The sequence below is a fragment of the Pirellulales bacterium genome, assembly GCA_035533075.1.
Classification (GTDB): domain Bacteria; phylum Planctomycetota; class Planctomycetia; order Pirellulales; family JAICIG01; genus DASSFG01.
On record DATLUO010000055.1, the window covers coordinates 17921 to 36677 of the forward strand.

General features: G+C 61.4%; 18 protein-coding genes and 1 pseudogene. 5 read left to right on the forward strand and 14 right to left on the reverse strand.

The window, feature by feature from the left end:
* Position 1 precedes the first annotated feature (1 nt).
* The 9 genes and pseudogenes from VNH11_07110 to VNH11_07150 all read right to left on the reverse strand — a co-directional run bounded on the left by VNH11_07110 (position 2) and on the right by VNH11_07150 (position 10119).
* On the reverse strand, positions 2 to 1585 hold the full coding sequence (locus VNH11_07110; GenBank protein ID HVA46127.1) for an AAA family ATPase: 1584 nt from the start codon (positions 1583 to 1585) through the stop codon (positions 2 to 4).
* An 838-nt stretch (positions 1586 to 2423) separates the two neighbouring features.
* Positions 2424 to 4016, reverse strand: coding sequence for a DUF1080 domain-containing protein (locus VNH11_07115; protein HVA46128.1), 1593 nt, complete (start codon positions 4014 to 4016; stop codon positions 2424 to 2426).
* On the reverse strand, positions 4017 to 5534 hold the full coding sequence (locus VNH11_07120; protein HVA46129.1) for a DUF1080 domain-containing protein: 1518 nt from the start codon (positions 5532 to 5534) through the stop codon (positions 4017 to 4019). It abuts the gene before it with no gap.
* Positions 5531 to 6691: an alpha/beta hydrolase gene (locus tag VNH11_07125; protein ID HVA46130.1), complete on the reverse strand. Its 1161-nt coding sequence runs from the start codon at positions 6689 to 6691 to the stop codon at positions 5531 to 5533. Before VNH11_07125 ends, VNH11_07120 begins: the two co-directional genes overlap by 4 nt.
* Before the next feature lie 16 nt (positions 6692 to 6707).
* Positions 6708 to 7685 carry a DUF1080 domain-containing protein gene (locus tag VNH11_07130; protein HVA46131.1) on the reverse strand — a complete coding sequence of 326 codons (978 nt, stop codon included), beginning with the start codon at positions 7683 to 7685 and terminating at the stop codon, positions 6708 to 6710.
* A 190-nt stretch (positions 7686 to 7875) separates the two neighbouring features.
* On the reverse strand, positions 7876 to 8754 hold the full coding sequence (locus tag VNH11_07135) for a hypothetical protein (protein HVA46132.1): 879 nt from the start codon (positions 8752 to 8754) through the stop codon (positions 7876 to 7878).
* Between the two features lie 155 nt (positions 8755 to 8909).
* A pseudogene (locus tag VNH11_07140) lies at positions 8910 to 9095 on the reverse strand (UvrD-helicase domain-containing protein).
* A 158-nt stretch (positions 9096 to 9253) separates the two neighbouring features.
* On the reverse strand, positions 9254 to 9766 hold the full coding sequence (locus tag VNH11_07145) for a hypothetical protein (GenBank protein HVA46133.1): 513 nt from the start codon (positions 9764 to 9766) through the stop codon (positions 9254 to 9256).
* Positions 9767 to 9771: 5 nt separating this feature from the next.
* Entirely contained in the window at positions 9772 to 10119 is a 348-nt protein-coding gene (locus VNH11_07150) for a hypothetical protein (protein HVA46134.1), read from the reverse strand.
* Positions 10120 to 10300: 181 nt separating this feature from the next.
* On the opposite strand from VNH11_07150, the gene VNH11_07155 reads away from it, so the two are divergent.
* Positions 10301 to 11662 carry a hypothetical protein gene (locus VNH11_07155; protein ID HVA46135.1) on the forward strand — a complete coding sequence of 454 codons (1362 nt, stop codon included), beginning with the start codon at positions 10301 to 10303 and terminating at the stop codon, positions 11660 to 11662.
* A gap of 209 nt (positions 11663 to 11871) precedes the next feature.
* Entirely contained in the window at positions 11872 to 12336 is a 465-nt protein-coding gene (locus VNH11_07160) for a hypothetical protein (protein ID HVA46136.1), read from the forward strand.
* Between the two features lie 225 nt (positions 12337 to 12561).
* Here VNH11_07160 and VNH11_07165 read toward each other — a convergent pair whose 3' ends face one another.
* Positions 12562 to 13986: a class II fumarate hydratase gene (locus tag VNH11_07165; GenBank protein HVA46137.1), complete on the reverse strand. Its 1425-nt coding sequence runs from the start codon at positions 13984 to 13986 to the stop codon at positions 12562 to 12564.
* Positions 13987 to 14121: 135 nt separating this feature from the next.
* Between VNH11_07165 and VNH11_07170 the strand changes: the two genes are divergently transcribed.
* Positions 14122 to 14343 carry a hypothetical protein gene (locus VNH11_07170; GenBank protein HVA46138.1) on the forward strand — a complete coding sequence of 74 codons (222 nt, stop codon included), beginning with the start codon at positions 14122 to 14124 and terminating at the stop codon, positions 14341 to 14343.
* Between the two features lie 141 nt (positions 14344 to 14484).
* Here the strand turns inward: VNH11_07170 and VNH11_07175 are convergent, their stop codons facing one another.
* Complete coding sequence (locus VNH11_07175; GenBank protein HVA46139.1) at positions 14485 to 15705, reverse strand: acyl-CoA thioester hydrolase/BAAT C-terminal domain-containing protein; 1221 nt, start codon at positions 15703 to 15705, stop codon at positions 14485 to 14487.
* Between the two features lie 199 nt (positions 15706 to 15904).
* Here VNH11_07175 and VNH11_07180 point away from each other — a divergent pair, with 199 nt between their 5' ends.
* Positions 15905 to 16411, forward strand: coding sequence for a GNAT family N-acetyltransferase (locus VNH11_07180; protein ID HVA46140.1), 507 nt, complete (start codon positions 15905 to 15907; stop codon positions 16409 to 16411).
* Here VNH11_07180 and VNH11_07185 read toward each other — a convergent pair.
* The 3 genes from VNH11_07185 to VNH11_07195 are packed head-to-tail and all read right to left on the reverse strand — an operon-like array spanning position 16375 to position 18288.
* Positions 16375 to 17031, reverse strand: coding sequence for a Uma2 family endonuclease (locus VNH11_07185; GenBank protein ID HVA46141.1), 657 nt, complete (start codon positions 17029 to 17031; stop codon positions 16375 to 16377). The genes VNH11_07180 and VNH11_07185 overlap by 37 nt on opposite strands.
* 6 nt (positions 17032 to 17037) lie before the next feature.
* Entirely contained in the window at positions 17038 to 17673 is a 636-nt protein-coding gene (locus VNH11_07190; GenBank protein ID HVA46142.1) for a Uma2 family endonuclease, read from the reverse strand.
* A 42-nt stretch (positions 17674 to 17715) separates the two neighbouring features.
* Positions 17716 to 18288 carry a DNA-3-methyladenine glycosylase gene (locus VNH11_07195; protein ID HVA46143.1) on the reverse strand — a complete coding sequence of 191 codons (573 nt, stop codon included), beginning with the start codon at positions 18286 to 18288 and terminating at the stop codon, positions 17716 to 17718.
* Between the two features lies 1 nt (position 18289).
* On the opposite strand from VNH11_07195, the gene VNH11_07200 reads away from it, so the two are divergent.
* Positions 18290 to 18613, forward strand: a complete 324-nt coding sequence (locus VNH11_07200; protein HVA46144.1) for a hypothetical protein — start codon at positions 18290 to 18292, stop codon at positions 18611 to 18613.
* The last annotated feature ends 144 nt before the right edge of the window (positions 18614 to 18757 follow it).

Genomic DNA, 18757 nt, shown 5'->3' on the forward strand with positions numbered 1-18757 from the left:
GCTACGGCGGCTGCGGACGCGCCGCGGCATCAACGGCCGACACCTCTGCGCCGGGCGCGCTGGGGTGCAAGACGACGATCGTGATTTTGTCGTCCTCCGTCAGGCCCACGTCGGTCTCGTCGAAATCATCGTCCTCGGGATTTTGGATTTTGGATTTTCGATTTTGGATTGGCGTTTCCGCCTCTTCCCGATTGCCAATTTGCATTTCGCAATTTGTAACCAGTTGGCCATCTTCGGCGCGGCCCTCTTCCACCGGCTCATCGTTCGCGACGAACATCAGCGCCATGCGGCCGTCGTCGTCGCACGTTGCCTCGACGACGCGCCCCATTAAATGAGCACGCGGCGCGCTCTCCGGCGCGAGTTGGCCATCTTCGAACGGCGTCTCCGGAGGATGGCCTTCCCAGGCCGTCCCGTGATTTTGGATTGAGTCAGAGGTCTTGGGGCTTTGGTCTTGGGTCTTGGTTGATTCCACCTCTCCGGTCTGAACCCTCTCGAGCCCCCACAGCCACGGTCCATCATTCCCGCACTTCGCCGGCTTCAGCCCCAACTCGCCCAGCGCCCGGCGCAGCGTCCGGTCGCGGAAGCCGAACGCCGAAGCGTCGTCGAACAGCACCCGCGCTTCGACCGGCCCTTCGGCCAGACGCGCCAGCGCCCACTTGCCCGCCTGCTCGCGTTCCAGCCGGCGATCGCTCTTCCGCAGAAAGGCCGCCGTCACGTCGGCCGGCAGCACGTCGGGTGGACGCTGCCAGACGACGTTGTTGCGTTCGATGCGAAACGCCATCGGTCCGGGCAGCGGCCCAAAATGGTTCTTCAGCGGCACGGCCCACCGCAGGCCGTCGCGATACGGATCGCTGCCGACGAGCCAAGCCATGGCCGACGCCGGCAAGAACGTTTCCAGGTACTTGGCCGTCGCGCGGCCCGTTCGCTCCAGCCGCCAGACGACGACCATGGCCACGTGGCATTCGCCGGCGATGCACTTCAGGCTATCGAGGGCCAACAGCAGATCGGCCCGGTTGATTTTGCCCGAACCCGTGCGGACGAAGCGGGCCAGGTCGTCTACGATCACCAGCCGGCAATCGCCCGCTTCTTTGACGGCGGCCTTGAGTGCTTGCAGTCGGTCGGTGACGGGTCCGACCGAGTGAATCTGCGAGAAGCGGCTACCCGGCGGCAGGCGGCGCATCAGGCCGACGTTGGGCATGTTCGCCTGCGCGGCGGCCAGTCGCGGTTGCTGCACGTCGACGAAGCCGTCGTCGGAATTGACGACGATCACGGAGCCATTTTCGATTTTGGATTTTGGGTCTTGGCTGGCCGAGGCAGCGTCGCGTTCGCGGTCGGCGTAGGGCCAGGGGCGGACGAAGCTGACACGGGCGGCGAGGTCGGCCATCCAGAAGCTTTTGCCGCCGCCCGGCTCGCCGGCGACGAGCGTCAGGTGCCCGACGGGAATGGTGTCCGGCCACAGCCATTCGACCGTGGTATTGGGCACCTCGTCGGCCGGCATCAGGGCCACTTCGGCGATGCGTTCGGCTTCGCGATAGCCGTCGTGTTGCGGCCAGCGCTGGCAGGGATTTCGGTAGCGGTAGTTCATGGGTTCACCTTTTTCCAGGCGTTTTGGCGGGAGGAGTCGCATCGAGGGTTCGGGGTTCAGGGTTCAGGGTTCATCGCATCCGAGTCGCATCCGTGCGCGCAGCGGCGTCCGCGGCGCGCTGGGCGTCCATCATTTGCAGGATCCGAGCTAGAGAGCTTCGTCTATGCGTCGCTCGACGGCGTGACGCGACCGGCAGGCGCCTGCCTGACTGGGCGGTAAAGGGCCTGTCCGCGGACCGGCGTTGTAACGCAGGCGTCCCGCCTGCATTGTGGTGTAGGCGTCCCGCCTGCCTGCCGGTTCTCCGGATCGGTCCCAAAGCGTGGACTGCGGTATCCGCGGTCCACCAGCGATAAGTGTACTCATGGTCGGTTTAATGTCAAGCTTTTCACAACCACAAAATGTAGTGGTCGGTGTTACTGCGACCACAAGGGATTGTGGGAAGCCTGATCAACACGTTAATGGCCCAACTCGTCGGCGATCGCCGGGTCGGTGTGATCAATGCCGGCGCGAATCATAACGGCCATATTTGGGACAATCGAGACCAAGTTGGAAAACCGATCTGGGGAGAACGGTTCGGCGTTAGCTTGATTCGACTCCGGCAGATAGAAGAGCTGCGGAAAGTGTCGGCGTACCTAAATTGGGAGCGGAGGAATCGCCGCTTGTGGGAGCACCTTATTGATTGGGCGTTCGCGGAGCGGGAGATTCCGGCCCTAGGTGGCTAGCCGGCGGTTGCGGATTAGCCCTTGGGTGCTAATGTCGCCAGCACCGCCTCCCCGACCCGAGATGGCGAATAAACGCGTGAGCCAATGTTGACACTGAAGCGGATCCACCACGTGGTTTATTCAATCGACTTGATGCGGATGTTGCGAAATTCAACCGCCGTGCTCTGGTTCCGCAAGCAAATCTTGCCCGCGACGACCTTCGCCCCGGTTCCCTCGTTCACGACCTCGTCATTGACCTTCACCGTGATCCGATCGTCGTCGCATTCGATCTCCAGCTTATTCCACTCGCCGGTCGGCTTCTGAACGAACCTGAACGGCACGAGCTTGGCAATGGGTTGACCGGGTTTGCACTCTTCGGTCTTGGTCTTTAGCGGGCTCTCATAACAAACATACGTCCCCGTCCCTTGCTCGAGTACTTTTGCGTGCAGCTCGATTTCAATGCCGCGAGGATTATGGCCGCGGCCATCCAGGCTGCCGGCGCGAACCACGACGCCGCTGCCGTTGCCGCCTTGCTGGCCACCGGGCGGAAAGCGATATTCGAGCGACAGCAGAAAGTTCTTGTAGCGCTTTTCGCTCTCCAGCCAATTCGAGCCGTTGCCACCGGGGCTGATCAGCACTTTTCGCTCGCGATCAACAAACCATTGGTTGTCGATGCCGATCTCTCTGGGTTTCTTAAGCGACCAGCCCGTTAGGTCTTTGCCGTTGAAAAGTTCGCTGGCGTTTCCGTCTGCGTCAGCGGCGCTCACATCGTTTTCAGCCCCGCCGCGCACAAGTTCGCGGAGATAGATATTCTTGAAGTAAAGCCGGCTGCCGTGCTTTTGCAACTCAATGGGGCCGGTTGAGTAAGCCGGTTTCTTTGGCTCCCAGAAGTTTTCCAGCACCACGTTGTCGACGACAACGACGTCATTCAGTGTGACGTTCACGCGCTCGCCGACCATCGTGATTTTGAACGTGTTCCATTCCCCGACCGGCTTGTCGGCGACGACCTGCGGCCGGCTCGGATGGTTCTGGTTGTTGAACAGCCCGCCGGAGCCGACGCCTTTGGCCGCATTGTTGGCCGTGTCCCAGATTTGGACCTGCGGCATGCCATGCAGGTAAATGCCGCTGTCGCCGCGCGGCTCGATCTTCCAGTCCACCCACAATTCAAAATCGCCGTAATCCTTGACGGTGGCGAGACTGCTGCCTTGCCCGTCGAAAACGAGCACACCGTCGCGCACGCTCCAGTGTTTGCGCATCTCGATGTCTGCTTCTCGTTGCGCTTTGGCCAGTTGGCCAGGCGACGCCTTCGCGCGCTTCGCGGCATTATCGAGCGGCGGGGCGAGCACGCCCTTCCAACCAGTCAGGTCTTTGCCGTTGAAGAGAGCCACAAAGCCGTCGGGCGGAACATTGTCTGCGGCAGGGGAATCGGGCCACGCTTCAAGCTTCGTTACCTGTTTCGCCTTGGTGTCATAGGTGACCTCCACCTTTTGCCCGGCCTCGAAGCGATGCAGGCCCGAGACTTGGCCATCGAAGAGAATCTTGGTGGCGCCGCCGAGTTTGAACTTGGCGGTCTTTTCGCCTGTCGCGGTTTTTCGGCGAACGGTAATTGTGTCCGAGGACCGATCGACCGCGTCAATGACGCCCGTGGCCGTCACCGTTTCCGCGGAGAGCGACTTGCTGAAGGAAAAAAGCAGCGATGCTGCGACGGCGATTCGGACGATTTTCGGCATTTAACGTGGCGTGACGGTAATGTTCCTAAACTTTGCTCCGGTGACTCCGTGCGACTGCAGGGCGATCGGCCCTCGGTTCGGCTCATCTTTGAACGGGGCACCCTGGGTGACACCTTTGAGCTTCGCCTCTCGGATTACGGTCACCTCGTTCATACGGACCGTCACGGTCTTGCCCTCGATCCGCACGTCGAGCGTGTTCCACTGGTTCGGTCCTTTGTAGACGTCGCGCGAAGGAGCGGTTTGCCCGTAGATCGCCCCACAGCGCTGCACGGGCTTGGGTGGACGGCCCTGCACCCTGGCGGCCGAGTCGATGAGCTGAATCTCGTACCGGCCGCGCAAATAAATGCCGGAGTTGCACTCGGGCGGCAGCGAAAACTCCAGGTGCAGGTCGAAATCGCCAAACTCTTCTTTCGTCGCCAACCACGGCCCCTGAGCATAGTTGACCAGCACACCGTCTTCGACCAGCCACTTTGGCGTATCGTTCGATCCGTATGCCCGCCAGCCATCGAGCGAATCGCCCACGAGCGAGCGTGCAGCGGCGGCGGCACTCACGCCGACATTAATGGGCGTAAGCCGAACGTTACGGTATTCGATCGCCGACGATTGACTGCGCAGGCAGATCGCGCCTTGCTTTGCACGAGCGCCGCTACCCTCGTTGACCTGTTTGCCATTGACGCTCACGGTGATACGGTCGCTTTGGCAACGGATCGTGATACTGTTCCATTCACCGTGTTGATTCAGCTCCGGCTCACGCATTACATCGAGCAGTTGTGTACCTTCGCCGACTGCTCGCTTCTTGCCGTTTGCCAGCGGTGTTCCATAGCAAATAAAAGCTCCAGTGTGTTCTTCGGAAAGGTCGACCTCGATTCCGCGCGGGTCGATGCCCCAGGAATGGATGCCCGAGGCACGAATGACGACACCGCCGCCGTTTGGGTCGCGCTGCGCGCCGGGCACGAACCGCCACTCCAGCGAGAGAACGAAATCGTCATATTTCCCGGCGCTTTCCAACCAGGTATGTCCTTTTCCGGTGGCAAAGAGCACATGGCGCTGGGCGTCTGCGCCCCAGCACTCGTCAAAGCGAAGGTCCGCATTGATTCGCTTCAGCTTCGGCGCCGTCACAAAACTCCATCCCTCCAGGTCGTCGCCGTTGAAGAGCGGCACACCGCCGGCGGCAGCCGCACTGTCTCGCCCTTGCGCGGCGCGCCGGACGATTCGGATTCTTGTAATCGCCTTCGATTCCGTGTCGTAGGCGAGCTCGACATGATCTCCCTTCGCCAGAGATCCAAGCTCGGTGGGCTGCGCCGTCTCGTCGACAATTCGGGCCGCCGTCCCGACAGTCAGCGTGGCCGTCTTTTCGCCGTTCACCGTTTTGCGGCGCACCGTCACCGTTCCCCGCGCGGCGTCGACCGCTTCAACGGTGCCGGTCGCGGAAACAGTCTCGGCAATCGCCGATGGACCCGAAGAAAAAATCGCAACGGTGGCAATCAGGCAGACCCATCGCTTAGTGGCATACATCATTTGGTCACTCTTAATGTCGGCCGATTCATCAGAAATTGAAAAACGGCCTCGGTCGAAGGATCGTTTGCCAGCCCGAGATTAGCGTCGATACGACGATGGTCGGTAGCTTTGGCTCCGAAGACTTGCACAAACGCGCCGGCGTTGGTCAACGCCGAGGCGAGACGCCCCGCTTGGGCCGTTGTATCGACGTTGTCGGCCACGTGCAGCAGCAGAAAGGGCGGGATTCCCTTGTCGCGGGCGACATGGTTGACGGCCGAGAAATCGCGGTGCTTCGCTGGATTGCCGCCGAACTTTTGGTCGTGGCCAAAGATCGGTTCGGGTTGGCCGAGCGCCCTGCGACGCCTGGCGGCAGTCTCGATGATGAGCGGTACGTCGTAGGTATCGCCGTCGACCGGCACGCAACCTTTGATGATGGCCAGGGAAAGCCCTTCGGCTTTGAGGTAACGTTCATCGGTGCAGACCAGCGCCGCAAGCTGGGCGCCGGCAGAATGGCCCATCACGAAGAGGCGCTCGGGGGCGCCGCCATACTGCGCAACGTGGTCATGCACCCAGCGGATCGACTTGGCAACGTCGCCGACGATTGCGGCCATCTCGACTGCCGGCATAAGCCGATAGTTCATGGAAACGAAGATGAACCGCTTTTCGTTGAAGGCCCCCGGTTTGCCGTTCACCTCCGATTTGTCACCCGTTTGCCAACCGCCGCCGTGTATCCAGAGAATCACGGGCAATTTGTCCGCGTTTGGCGGAGCGTAGATATCGAGCGTCTGGAGCTGGTCGGAAGGTTCCGCGTAGGGCAGATCGCGGTTGAACTGCGGAACTGCTTGTCCAGCAGTGGAAGGGCTGCCGGCGTTCCACGACCATGCTTCCAGCTTGGTGACCTGCTTCGCCTTCGTGTCGTAAACGATGGAGACTTTCTGGCCCACCGCGAATTGGTGTAGTCCGGATACGGCGCCATCGAAAAGAACCTTCGTAGCACGCGTGATTTTGAACTGCGCCGATTTTTCGCCCGTGGCAGTCTTGCGGCGAACGGTGATGGTGCCCGCCGTGGCATCGACGGATTCCATGATGCCGGTGGCCGATACAGTTTCGGCGCGGAGCGGGGCTGCAAAGGAAAGCAGCACGAGGGTGCCGGATAGAATCCGTATCGTGTCAGACATGGCCGTTCTCCGTTTTTCAGTGCGGCGGCGCGAAATTCTTGCCGACCGTTCGTTTCAAGCGAATGTTCTTGAACTGGACCGTCATCGGCGGACCAGCGTGAAGCTGCAAGGCGACCACGCCGCTCATCTTCCGCCGCTGGCGATCGTTGTCGGTCACGTCGATCATCTGTTTGCCATTGATGAAGTGCTGCAAACGGTTGCCTTGGGCGACGATCGTGCAGTCGTTCCAGCCTTCTTTCTTGATCGCCCTTTGTAGCTCGGCCGAGTCGCCGACAGCCCCGGTCACTTGCGGCTGATGGTTATCTCCAACGGTTGTATTTTGTCCTCGCTGGGCCAGAATTCCGCGGCCCCCCTCCTCGAACAGAACGCCCGAATACTTGTCGCCGACTTCAATATCGCACTGGTAACCCGTAACGACGTGATCACCTAGATCGCTACTGCGATATTGGACGCCCGAATTCCCGGCCAGAATGCGATAGGAGAGCCGTAGCTCGAAATCGCCGACGTTGCCCTGCCGCCAGATGATGAAGGTATTTCGGTTGGCTAGGTTTCCGGGTGTCGTCTGACCCGTGATGGCACCGTTCTTGACCGTCCAGAACTTCGGATCGCCGTCCCAGCCGTCGAGGTCATTGCCGTTGAAGATCGGCTCGAAGTCGGCCTCGTCGTCGGCCACGGACGAATCGCCGGACGGCTTCGCAGGCGAGACGGTGATGGAGATCACTTGCTTCGCGGCGGTATCGTAGTTAACTGTGATCGTCTGGCCGGCCTTCAACCAGGATAAGTCGTTGCGGCGGCCGTCGACGAGCACCTCCACTTGGGGAGCGACTGTGAGCGTGGCGGTTTTCTCGCCTTTGGCGGTCTTTCGGCGGACCGTTATTGTGCGCGCCTTGGCATCGACTCCTTCGATGATGCCGGTAGCGGTGGCCGTCTCGGCGAAGAGCGGAGCACCCAGGAAAAGGACGATGCAAGCGATGGCGATTAGTCGAATTCGCATAATCATGGTTCGTTCATCCATTGCCGAGCGTCGTTCGCCGGGGAGTAACGCCCTTTCAGGGCTACGGCGGTTTTGGTTGTCCGATTACCCAGGGTTCCGCTGCGCTGCACCCTGGGCTATCGAATGACGCACCTTCGGTGCTCCACGATCCGTGGCCAACCGCGTTATCCGTGGTTGGATCATTCGTCATTCACCAAAAAAAATCGTCGGTCGCTGATTTGCCGTCGCCGTCAGGAGCGAAAAAGTCGTCGATGGCGGCGTCGGCGGCGGTCGAACCCATCGCAGCCGGAGGCGCTTGGTCCCCATCGGCAAAAAAATCCGCGGGGTCGTCGCTGGAAATTTTCGGCGGCGGCGAGGACTTCGCATCGCCCGCAAAGAAATCGTCCATTGATGTGCCAGATGCCTCGCTGACGCTTTTCGCGCGGGCTGAACCATCGTTGTCCGCCGCCTCGCGCGCTTCGAAAATCGCGCGGGCCTTTTCGGCGTCGTCCTTGACCAGTTTATTTGCCGATGCCGCTTTTTCTGGCGTTATTTCTAATCGAGTCGACGAGTGGTCGCGGGTCTTGTAGAAGACAAAACCGGCGACGGCGATGCCGGCAATGCCAGCGGCGAAGAGCAAAGTCCTGTGCGCGTCGGACGGCGTCGGCACGACGTCGGGCAACACGATCTTGGGCCGGCGACGCTTGGCCGGCGGCGCGACTTCGATCGGCGCAGGATCGACTGCCTTTGGGATGATGACCGGCCACTTCGCTTGCGGCGCCACCAGCGGCGAACGCTGCTTCGACATGAGCTCCGTGTCGTAGGCGTATTTGCGTTCGGCGTTGAGCAGGCACAGCTTGGCCACGGCCAATTCGTTCAGCAGCCGCTGCGATTGGGCGGAATGCACGCTCGACTGAAACGTGCGGACGTGGGCCATCCGCTGATCGGCCGCCGACTCGATCACATCGGGATCCGATTCGAAGTTCGTCAGCCCGAGCAGGCGATAGTGGTTCGGCGGCTGTTCCCACGCCGGAATGCCGAGCCACTTGTGATAGGAATCGAAGCCGGTTTCTCGCGAGTGTTGCGGCACAGCTCAAGCCTCGTGCATCTACTGACGCTTCCCAAAACCACCAAGGCGGAAGGACGCGAACCGCCGGCCATCGTACCCGCCCCTACGGGCTAAAGCAAGCGGCCCCGGCGGCGATTTGTTTGAAAGGCGTTAGGCGATGGGCGATTGGAAACCGCTTATCGCTTTTGGTCACAGCACGCCGTCCATCGCCGCAGCATCTCGGCGGCGGCGCGACGGGTGAAGGTGAGCAGGATGATGCGGCTGGGATCGGTCCCTTGCTCGATCAAGTGGGCCACGCGATGCACGAGGGTGCGTGTCTTGCCGGTGCCCGCCCCGGCGACGATCAACAGCGGCCCATCGCCCTGCGCGGCGGCCGCGGGCTATTGGGGATCGAGTCCGTCGAGAATCGAGCAAGCGGTCGTGCCGTCGGCCATGGAGTTGGTCCTCCTGACCCAGTGGTCAAGTCAAAGAGCGGCATTGTAGCAGGCGGAGCGGCAAAAGCACACGCTACCGCCGCACTTCATACGGATTTCAGCATTTGTGCGCTGCCTCGCCCCTTGGCTTGCGCGGTCAAGAACGGGATCGCGCGCATCGCCGCCGTCCGTAACAGCTCGGCACCCGAGCTACGAGACTCATCAACAAATGCCACAAGCTCCGCCGTTGGCCCAACACCGAAATCGTAATCGTCACCGCTTCCGCCGAAGAAGACCGGGAGGACAGCGACGAATTCGGCTTGTAATACCACGGGCATCGTCCGCATAAAGGCGACGATCCTGCCTGGATTGTACCGCGACCCAATAACCGCGTATGCGCCAAGCACGTAGTCTAATCCAAGGAATTCATCAGAGACGTGTGAAGCGGACGGCGGTGCCACGAGACCGCGTAAAACCAGCTCAATACGTTCCAGCGCCGATGAGTCACACCGTAGCAGTTCCATTCCTGCGAGGTTTGAGACGAAGCAGGAGTCACCAGGCGTCGGCCGCCGATAGTACAACGTATCGACAATTAAGCGATCAGTCGCTTGTTCATTCATTTGTATTATCTCTTCGCAAAAGGGTCGAATGCTTTGAATCCATTCTGCGTCATAAGCCCTTCGATTTCATTTTCCATTGCGCGTTCTTGGGCACCTGCAATCGGTTTCCCAAGCAATTGCTGCTTTGAAAGCTGCTTGAAATGGAGTAGCTCCTCCACTTCGACGCCGTCGGCGAGCTGGGGAAATCGGTTTCGTATATCGTTGTTGAGCAGTATCTCACCCGTCACCGTGTCGATCATCCCGTTTCGATTTCCAGGAACATTGTCTACCCATCGGATGCTCGGTCGTTTCGCGGTCTTGTTGTAAAACTCCAAAAGGGATTGCTTAAATGCGGACGCCTTGACTGGGTCCACCACCATATACTCGAAATTGCCAAACACTGTCGCTGAAGAAAACAGCCGTTGTCAAACTGCACGGAGATCATTCTGCCTTGACGATGACCGTTGCAGGTTATTGACGTAATCATAGGCGCCTGATAGACTTGTGTCAATGTTTCGTGTTTGAGATCCGACGCACCTACCCTAACGCACACTTATGTCCACCCTGCGCTCCGCCCTCCTTTTTCTGCTAAGTCTTTGCTGCGACCCCGTGACCGCCGCGGCGCCGCTGCGCGTGGCGGCGTTCAAGGTCGATGTTACGCCGCCGCTGGGCACGCCGCTGTGCGACGCCCTTTGCCCGCCCGCCAGCGAGATCGTCGATCCGCTCTCGGCGCGGGGAATTGTTTTGGTGGCCGACGACCAGCCCATCGTGCTCTGCGCCGTCGATTGGGTCGGCATCGGCAACGGCGGCTATGACGCCTGGCGCAGCGCGATCGCCAAAGCGGCCGGCACGGACCCCAGCCGCGTGGCCGTTCACTGCTTGCATCAGCACGATGCGCCCGGTTGCGATTTCGAGGCCGAAGAGCTGCTCGCCCAACAGGGACTCTCCGGCGCCTGCTTCCACGTGGCGTTCGCGCACCAGGCCATCGACCGCGTGGCCACCGCGGTGCGCGAAGCGCGCGACCGGCTTCAGCTCGTCACGCACGTCGGCGTCGGCGTCGGCCGCGTGGAAGGCGTGGCCTCGAATCGCCGGGTGATGGGACCCGACGGCAAAGTGAAGTTCGTCCGCTATAGCTCGTGCAAGGATGAAAAAATCCGCGCCGAGCCGGAAGGCGTGATCGACCCCGATTGCCGGCTGATCAGCTTCTGGGACGGCGATCGGGCGATCGCCTCGGTGACCTATTATACCACGCACCCGCAAAGCTATTACGGCGCCGGCGGCGTGAGCGCCGATTTTGTCGGCATGGCCCGCTCGCTGCGCGAGAAGGCTTTGCCCGACGCGATGCACGTGCATTTCAACGGGGCCAGCGGCAACGTGACGGCGGGCAAGTACAACGACGGCTCCCGCGAAATGCGGCCGGTGCTGGCCGAGCGACTCGCGGCGGGCATGCAGAAAGCCTGGGAGAACACCAAAAAGTTCCCCATTGCGGCCACGGACATCGGCTGGCGGACGGTCGCCGTCGCCCTGCCGCCGCGCGACACGCTCGACGAGGGGGAGCTTAAAGCGGTGCTGACCGACTCCAAGGCCGTCGTGCGCGACCGCGTGCGTGCGGCCCGCGACCTGGCGTGGCTGCGGCGCTGCCGTGCCGGGCACAAGATCGAGTTGAGCTGCTTGAAACTCGGCCCCACCTACGTAGTACACATGCCGGGCGAGTTGTTCGTCGAGTATCAGCTTGCCGCCGAGAAGCTGAAGCCCGACACCATTGTCTGTATGGCGGCCTATGGCGATTACGGCCCCGGCTACATCGGCACCTCGATCGCCTACGGCCAAGGCGGCTACGAGACGTCTCGCGTATCGCGAGTTGCTCCCGAGGTCGAAGCCGTGTTGCTCGGCGGGCTGGCGGAGCTGCTCCAGTAAATCGGTTCAAGGCGCGTTTTTCGGCAGTCTTTTCCATCCTCACGGCCGACGTGCGAAACGGCGCGCAGCGTGCGGCTTGTGCCTTGCCCATTGCGGCGGACGGCCCGAAAACCGCACGAATTCGTCGAGATCCGGCTTGGCCCCGCACTTGCGTATCCCAAAGGTGTGCGTTGCGCGGGAGCGAGATTCTGATTAACAAGGAGAGAACCATGCGAGCGATTGTGGCCGTTCCGTTGATGATCGTCACCGTGGCCGTGCTGAGTGCCGGCGCGCGTGAGAGCGCGGCCAGGCGAGAGGGCCAAAGCCCGCGCCGGGCCGCCGCCAATGCAACGGCGGCGGATAAGGATAACGGCGCCGATGCCGCCGCCGAGGTCGATACCTTCATGCGGCTCAAGCTGGAACATTCGCAGAAACTGCTCGAAGGCGTGGCGCTGGCCGATTTCGGGCTGATCAAGAAGCACGCTCAAAAGCTGGGAGCGCTCAGCCAGGACGAGAATTGGCGGGTGCCGCAGACGCGCGAGTATCGCGACTACGGCACCGACTTCCAACAGATCACCGGGCGGCTATCGAAGGCGGCTGACGAGCGGAACCTGGACGGGGCCGCCTTGGCTTACGTGCAACTCACGCTCAATTGCGTCGATTGCCACAAGCACGTCCGCGATGAAGCGAAATGACCCCAGCCATGACGCTGAATGCTTTTATTCTTCACAAGTGTTTTAGATCGCGACGATCTTTCGCTTGGCTTGCCGGCGAGACGTCGGAACACCCGATCAACTGACAGAATCTGCCAGTTAGCCAATGGTGGGGGTTACCTCATGACCTGACCCGGATAGCGAGCAGCCAAGCCAATTGGAAGGCTGCCACGGTTTGCACCATTCGCTCGCTTCGAGTTGCATGCGCTAGTGCGGCTCAGTCATGTTCCAGGGATCGAGCGCCTTTTCGAGCTGGTCCGGCGACAAGATGCTCTGCTCCTGGCATAGCTCGCGGATTGTTTTGCCGGTCTTGAACGCCTCCTTGGCCAGCGCGGCGGACTTCTCGTAACCGATCAAGGGGTTGAGGCTCGTCACCATCGAGAGGCTCTTTTCGACCGACGCCTCGCACGCCTCCTTGTTGGCCTCCATCTCCACGGCGCAAAAATCGACGAAGGCGTTCGTCGCGCCGCTCAAAAGCGAAATGCTCTCCAGCGTTAAGTGGCCCATCACGGGCATCATGATGTTGAGCTGAAACTGCCCGCCGCCGGCGCCGCTGATCGCCACCGCCTGATCGTTGCCCATCACGCGGGCCGCCACCTGCATCATGCTCTCGCACATCACGGGATTGACCTTGCCGGGCATGATCGAGCTGCCCGGCTGGCGGTCGGGAAGCTTCACTTCGTAAAACCCGCAACGCGGCCCCGAACCGAGCCAGCGGATGTTGTTGGCCACGTTGAATAAGGTCACGGCGACTGCCCGCAACTGACCGTGGCATTCGACCAAGCCGTCGCGTTGGGCGCTGGCCTCGAAGTGGTTCGCCGCCTCGATGAAGTCGATCTGCGTCTCCTTGGCCAGCACGGCGGCCACGCGGCGGCCGAACTCCGGGTGGGTGTTGATGCCCGTTCCCACCGCGGTGCCGCCCACCGGCAGTTCAAGCACGGCCTGCTCGGCCCGCTTGGCCCGTTCGATCGACAGCTCGATCTGCCGGGCAAAGCCGCCGACCTCCTGGCCCAGCCGCAACGGCGTGGCGTCGGCCAGATGCGTGCGGCCGATCTTGATGATCTTGTCCCACTGGCGGGCCTTGTCGGCCAGCGTCGCGTGCAACCGCTGTAGGGCCGGAAGCAGCCGCTCGCGGATGCCGATCGCCACCGCCACGTGGATCGACGTGGGAAACGTGTCGTTCGTGCTTTGCCCCATGTTGACGTGATCGTTGGGGTGTACCGGCTTGGTCGTCTGCGTGCGGTCGCCGCCGAGCAGCTCGATGGCCCGATTGCTGATGACCTCGTTGGCGTTCATGTTGCTCGACGTGCCGGAACCGGTTTGATAAACGTCGATGGGAAACTGATCGTCGAACTTGCCGGCGGCCACTTCGCGGCACGCGTCGAGCATGGCCTGCGTCTGCTGGTCGTCGAGCCGGTTCTTTCCGGTTCGCGTGAGCTTGCCCAGATCGCGGTTCGCCACGCCGCAGGCAAACTTCACCAGGCCCATGGCGTGGACCAGTTCTTTGGGCAACGGCTGGCCGGAGATGGGAAAGTTTTCCACGGCACGCTGGGTCTGTGCGCCGTAGTAGGCCTGGGCGGGCACGCGCACGTCGCCCATCGAGTCGTGTTCGGTTCGGTAGTCAAGGGACATAGTTGTGTTCCTCGGTTGATTCATGGCAAGGGCTCGTGCAAGATTTCCGTTATGGTAGCAAGTCGAATCGTAACGAATCAGGCCCAGCGTGCATAATCCTCGCATGTGGAATGCGGCCACGCCGCTGAGGAATAAATGAACATCATTTGGGACCTACCGGACGACCCCAAAGGAAACGTGCAGCACCTCGCCGAGCACGGAGTGACCGAGGAAGAGGCCGAGGAGGTTCTGTTGAACCGTCGAAATCCGCAGACGATAAGCCGCACAAGCGGCAATCGACTGACTTTCGGCTATACTTCACTTCGACTGGACGCCATTTGGCGGTATTATGGGAGAAGGTACTCGACGATCCGCTGACCATTTATCCGCTCACGGCCTACGATGCCCCTGAGCCTACGTGATTATGATGCAATCCAGCCACCGATATGTGAAGATTGATCGCTCGCCCGAAGAACAGGCACGCATTGACGCCGCGAGTTCCGAAAGCGTTCGCCTTGCTTAGCGTTTCTCGGCCCCGTCCGCCACGCGTTTCGGTTGTCCACCCGTGAGCCAAAACTCCAGGAACGTCAGCTCAATGGCGAGCGCCTCCGGCGTGGGGACGTGAGTCGGTCGGGCCGTCATGGCCACGCGGTGCTCGTAGCCCAGGACCTGATTCACCGCGATCAGGTGATTGAGCGCCGGCCAGTTTCGCGGCGGATCTTCCGTGCCGCCCGAAACCAACAGGGGCCGCGGCGCCATCAGCGCGTGCAGATCGACGAGGTCGTCGCCGGCCTCGATCAGCTCCTTGTAGAGGCCGGTGCGCGGATTGTCCGGAGAAGGGATGCCGGGCGTGCGCCGCACCTGCGGATCGTAGCCGAGATACCACGGCTCCCAATAGTTGACGCTGGCGTTCTGCTCGTTGAAGACGATGCCCGGATCCGACCAGACGGCGCAGGCGAACTTGTCGTATAGGCACGAGGCGAACATCGTCCACTTGCCGCCATACGATAACCCGATGATGCCGATCCGCTGGGCATCGACCTTGGGCCTTTGTGCCAGCACCGTGTGGCAATTTGCGGCGACGTAGGCCAAGAACGTCAACGGTTGAATTCCCTCGCCTTCGGCGGCCTCGACCAGCAGCTTCCGTGTTTCGCCGCCAAGCTCGTTGGGCGTGCCCGGCGTGCCGATCGAGAGCGTCACGAAGCCGCGTTTCACGAGTTGCAGTCCATAGTCGTGGCTCCCGTGGCCTTTCGCTCCGCGACCGATGCTGGTCAACGGCTCGTAGAAGGGAACCAGCACAGCGGGAAACGGCCCGTCGCCGGGCGGCACAAGGAGATAACCGTCGACCACCGTTCCGGAAGGCGAAACCTGGATGCGGATGTGTTCTTCCACGAAACCGTCACGCTGGACGGTTTCGATCGGCGTCACCTCGGGCCGCTCTGGCAACGGCGGCCAGGCTCCCAAGCGGCGCTGCCAGCGGTGCAGTATTTCCTGGCGGCGACACGGCCAGTCGTCGGCGGATTGCACGCGGCTGCCGTCGAAGAAGTTCAACGGCGAACGATACGGGCCGAACTTTCCGGCGAACTCCGCGGGCGGCACCGTGAAGGGCTCGATTCGCCGCCAGGTTTCTGTGAGTGGCTGCGGCTCCTCTGCCTGGAGAGGTACCTCGAAGCATATCAATAGTGCCGCCGTGAACACGATCAAGCGACGCACCAGGGAACGGCGATGGCTCATCATCATCTTCATCATTGTGTGTAAGGTGGGGCCAGCGAGCTTGCGAGCGCCGGCCCACCACGTAGCCCGCTCACTCCGTGAGCGGATGGGCTTTGCAGTGGCTGCGCTCCTCCCCACTGAAGACGCCTTGGCCCTGGATTGCCGTTCCGCTTGCGGAGCAAGCGGGCGATTGCCAGTCACGGCCGGATTCCGCTATCGTATCAACATGATGAGCAAAAGCGAGATTCCTTCCAGCGGCCAGCAGACGATTTGTATCCGCGATGCCGCACCTGCCGATGCTGCGATCATCGCCGACTTCAATTGCCGCCTGGCCTGGGAATCGGAAGGCAAGCGGCTCGAGCCGGGCGTGGTCGACCGTGGAGTCCGGCTGGCGCTGCAAAGGCCGGAGCTGTGCCGCTACTTTTTAGCTGAAATCGAGCGCCGTGTCGTCGGGCAGACCATGCTCACGTACGAGTGGAGCGATTGGCGGGCCGGCCTGTTCTGGTGGATTCAAAGCGTGTACGTCGTGCCCGACGCCCGGCAGCGCGGCGTATTTCGGGCGTTGTTCCAGCACATCCAAGAGCTGGCGAAAGCCACTCCTGAAGTTTGCGGCCTGCGCCTCTATGTGGAAGAACACAACGCGGCCGCACTGGCAACCTATCGCCGGCTGGGCATGGCGCCCAGCGGGCACCTGCTCTACGAACTCGACTGGTCGGCCGCACCCTTTCGCTGACGCACCAATTTGCGAAACGCACGCATGATTTGGCCATCATCGCTTCCCCACTTGTCGCGAAGAATCTCGGCGGCGGCTGCGACCGGAAAACCGTTCAGCGCTTCGCTGGCGTCGCGGCGCTGGTAGCGGCTGCGGCGGCCAAGGCGATAGACTTCGATACCGTCATTCCACCAACGCCAGACTTCTGGAACGCCCAACGACGCATAGATCGGCAAGCGGCCGCGCGATCCGCTTTTCACATCGACCTCGATCGCCAGATCGGGCGGCGGATCGCAGGCCAGGTCGATCTCTTCGCGATCGAGCACCTGCTCGACGCGCTCCAAGTAATAGCAGTTGTCGGGTTCCAGGCCGCGCTCTTCGTCCTGGCGATGAAACGTCATCGAACGGCAAGCCTGCACCCGAATGGAGAACGCGTCCGTCCACTCATCGATGAATCGGCCCAGCAAATAGCCAACACGTTCATGCCGCTTCGAGGGAGACATGATTTCCAGGATTCCTCGATCGTAGGTCATTCGCACGTTTCGGTTGTCATCGTTGTCGCGCAAAGTAAGGTACGTCTGCCAGTCGATATTGCTCAACCGGACTCGGGCCTCACGCAAAAGTGGTTCAACGGTCGCCATGCCGGCTTATTTCTTGTTCCTGAACAGCGAATTACGAAACGCCCGGACCAGCGCGTGATCGCCGAGCGAACGCCTGCGGGCCAACGTGCGCTCGGCCTCGGTGAAGGGAAAGCCGGGCAATGCCAGACTTCCCTCGCGCCGGCGATAGCGGCCGCGGCGGTCCAGGCGATAAACCTCGATGCCGCCGTCTTTCCAGCGCCAGACTTCCGGCACTCCAACGGCCGCATAGATTTCCATCCGCCCGACCGAGCTCGATGCAACGTCGATTTCGACGGCCAAATCGGGCGGCGGATCGCGCTCCAGGTCGAGCTCGTCGCGGCCGCGCACCGCTGGCTCATGCTCGATGTAGAAGCAATTGTCGGGTTCCAGGCCGCGTTCCTGCTCCAGGCGGCGAAGCGTCATGCACCGACAATTCTGCACCTCGATGCCGGCCTGCTCGGTCCAGGCTTCGATCAGCCTGCCAAGCAGGTTGCCCAGACGCTCGTGCAATTTCGACGGACACATAAGCTGCAACCATCCCCTGTCGTACGTCATGCGCACGTTGCGGTTTTCGAGTTCGTCGCGCAGCGCCTCGTACATTTTCCATGGAACGTTGTGAAGACAGACCAAGGCTTCGGCGCTCGGTTGTGCGGCAATCGACATCGCATTCTCACAGCTTGAACCAGTGCGGTTTGCCCTATTGTATCATGCCTTCGGCAACGAACGAACCGCACTGCCGCGGCTTACGAACGCGCTGCCGCGCTCGCAGAATCGCCATTCCAGTTCTGTGGCCTGGGTGATGCCGATGCGCGGACCCGCTAGAATGGACGGGGTGAAGTCGGCCGCCATCAGCCTGATCTCGCGTCCCAGCGGCCGCGCGTTCCAGCTTGTGTCGATGCCCAACGACTGGCACAGCCTGCCGGGACCGTTGAGCAACTTCTTGACGTCACTTGTTCCGCGTCGCTTGGCCATCTGGTCGATGCCCGCCAGCGGTTCGGCCGCGCGGACCAGCACGGCCCCCACTCCCTCGCGCTCGGTGGTGAAATTCAGGCAGAAGTGGACGCCGTAGATCTTGTAGACATAAATGTGGGCGAAGGTGTCGCGCATGATCGTGGCCTTGTGACGCCGCGTGACCGAGTGCGAAGCCGCGTCCGTCGTGTAGGCCTCGGTCTCGACGATCCGGCAGCGGCAGCGGCCCACGATCATGGTCGCCCCGATCAGGTCGCGGGCCACCGTGACGGTGTCGCGGGCAAAAAAGTCAGGCTCGAGTGGCGGCATTGTGCAAGAAGCGGAGAAATCAAACCCGATCAATCCTCGGAAGTCGAATTGCCGGCAACAATTCGACGTGAGCGCGTTCAACCAGAATTTCATCTTGCTCAATATACGCGGCGGTTTTGAGCAGGGACTTCAAGTATCCGAAGAAGAGATCGGCCGGGTTGCCGACGCCCTCGGTTTCGACCCGCGCATAGACTTGAATCCAGATATTTCGATCGACAACCGGAGCACCATGCTGATCGGGGAGCCGTGTAGCGATACGCCGGACCGTGAAGCAGTTCTTGTTCCAAGCTCGGAAGCCGCAGCGATTCCGGCGGGATACTATTGAGAATGGCTAGATCGAGAACGCGCCTTCTTTTTGCCATTCGCCGGACTCTTCTCCTCATTTTCTGACACAATCCCCGCTTTCTCGAGGACGGCCTGTTGGTATGGGCTAACGACCAACACCCCGACTCCCCATGTTTCAAACGTG

Bases quoted from the DNA above. Each gene is read 5' to 3' on its own strand.
- VNH11_07110 (HVA46127.1), bottom strand. From the start codon at position 1,585: ATGAACTACCGCTACCGAAATCCCTGCCAGCGCTGGCCGCAACACGAC.
- VNH11_07120 (HVA46129.1), bottom strand. From the start codon at position 5,534: ATGATGTATGCCACTAAGCGATGGGTCTGCCTGATTGCCACCGTTGCG.
- VNH11_07180 (HVA46140.1), top strand. From the start codon at position 15,905: ATGATGAGCAAAAGCGAGATTCCTTCCAGCGGCCAGCAGACGATTTGT.
- VNH11_07185 (HVA46141.1), bottom strand. From the start codon at position 17,031: ATGGCGACCGTTGAACCACTTTTGCGTGAGGCCCGAGTCCGGTTGAGC.
- VNH11_07195 (HVA46143.1), bottom strand. From the start codon at position 18,288: ATGCCGCCACTCGAGCCTGACTTTTTTGCCCGCGACACCGTCACGGTG.
- VNH11_07145 (HVA46133.1), bottom strand. From the start codon at position 9,766: ATGAATGAACAAGCGACTGATCGCTTAATTGTCGATACGTTGTACTAT.
- VNH11_07115 (HVA46128.1), bottom strand. From the start codon at position 4,016: ATGCCGAAAATCGTCCGAATCGCCGTCGCAGCATCGCTGCTTTTTTCC.
- VNH11_07165 (HVA46137.1), bottom strand. From the start codon at position 13,986: ATGTCCCTTGACTACCGAACCGAACACGACTCGATGGGCGACGTGCGC.
- VNH11_07170 (HVA46138.1), top strand. From the start codon at position 14,122: ATGAACATCATTTGGGACCTACCGGACGACCCCAAAGGAAACGTGCAG.
- VNH11_07155 (HVA46135.1), top strand. From the start codon at position 10,301: ATGTCCACCCTGCGCTCCGCCCTCCTTTTTCTGCTAAGTCTTTGCTGC.
- VNH11_07160 (HVA46136.1), top strand. From the start codon at position 11,872: ATGCGAGCGATTGTGGCCGTTCCGTTGATGATCGTCACCGTGGCCGTG.
- VNH11_07125 (HVA46130.1), bottom strand. From the start codon at position 6,691: ATGTCTGACACGATACGGATTCTATCCGGCACCCTCGTGCTGCTTTCC.
- VNH11_07190 (HVA46142.1), bottom strand. From the start codon at position 17,673: ATGTCGATTGCCGCACAACCGAGCGCCGAAGCCTTGGTCTGTCTTCAC.
- VNH11_07175 (HVA46139.1), bottom strand. From the start codon at position 15,705: ATGATGATGAGCCATCGCCGTTCCCTGGTGCGTCGCTTGATCGTGTTC.
- VNH11_07130 (HVA46131.1), bottom strand. From the start codon at position 7,685: ATGCGAATTCGACTAATCGCCATCGCTTGCATCGTCCTTTTCCTGGGT.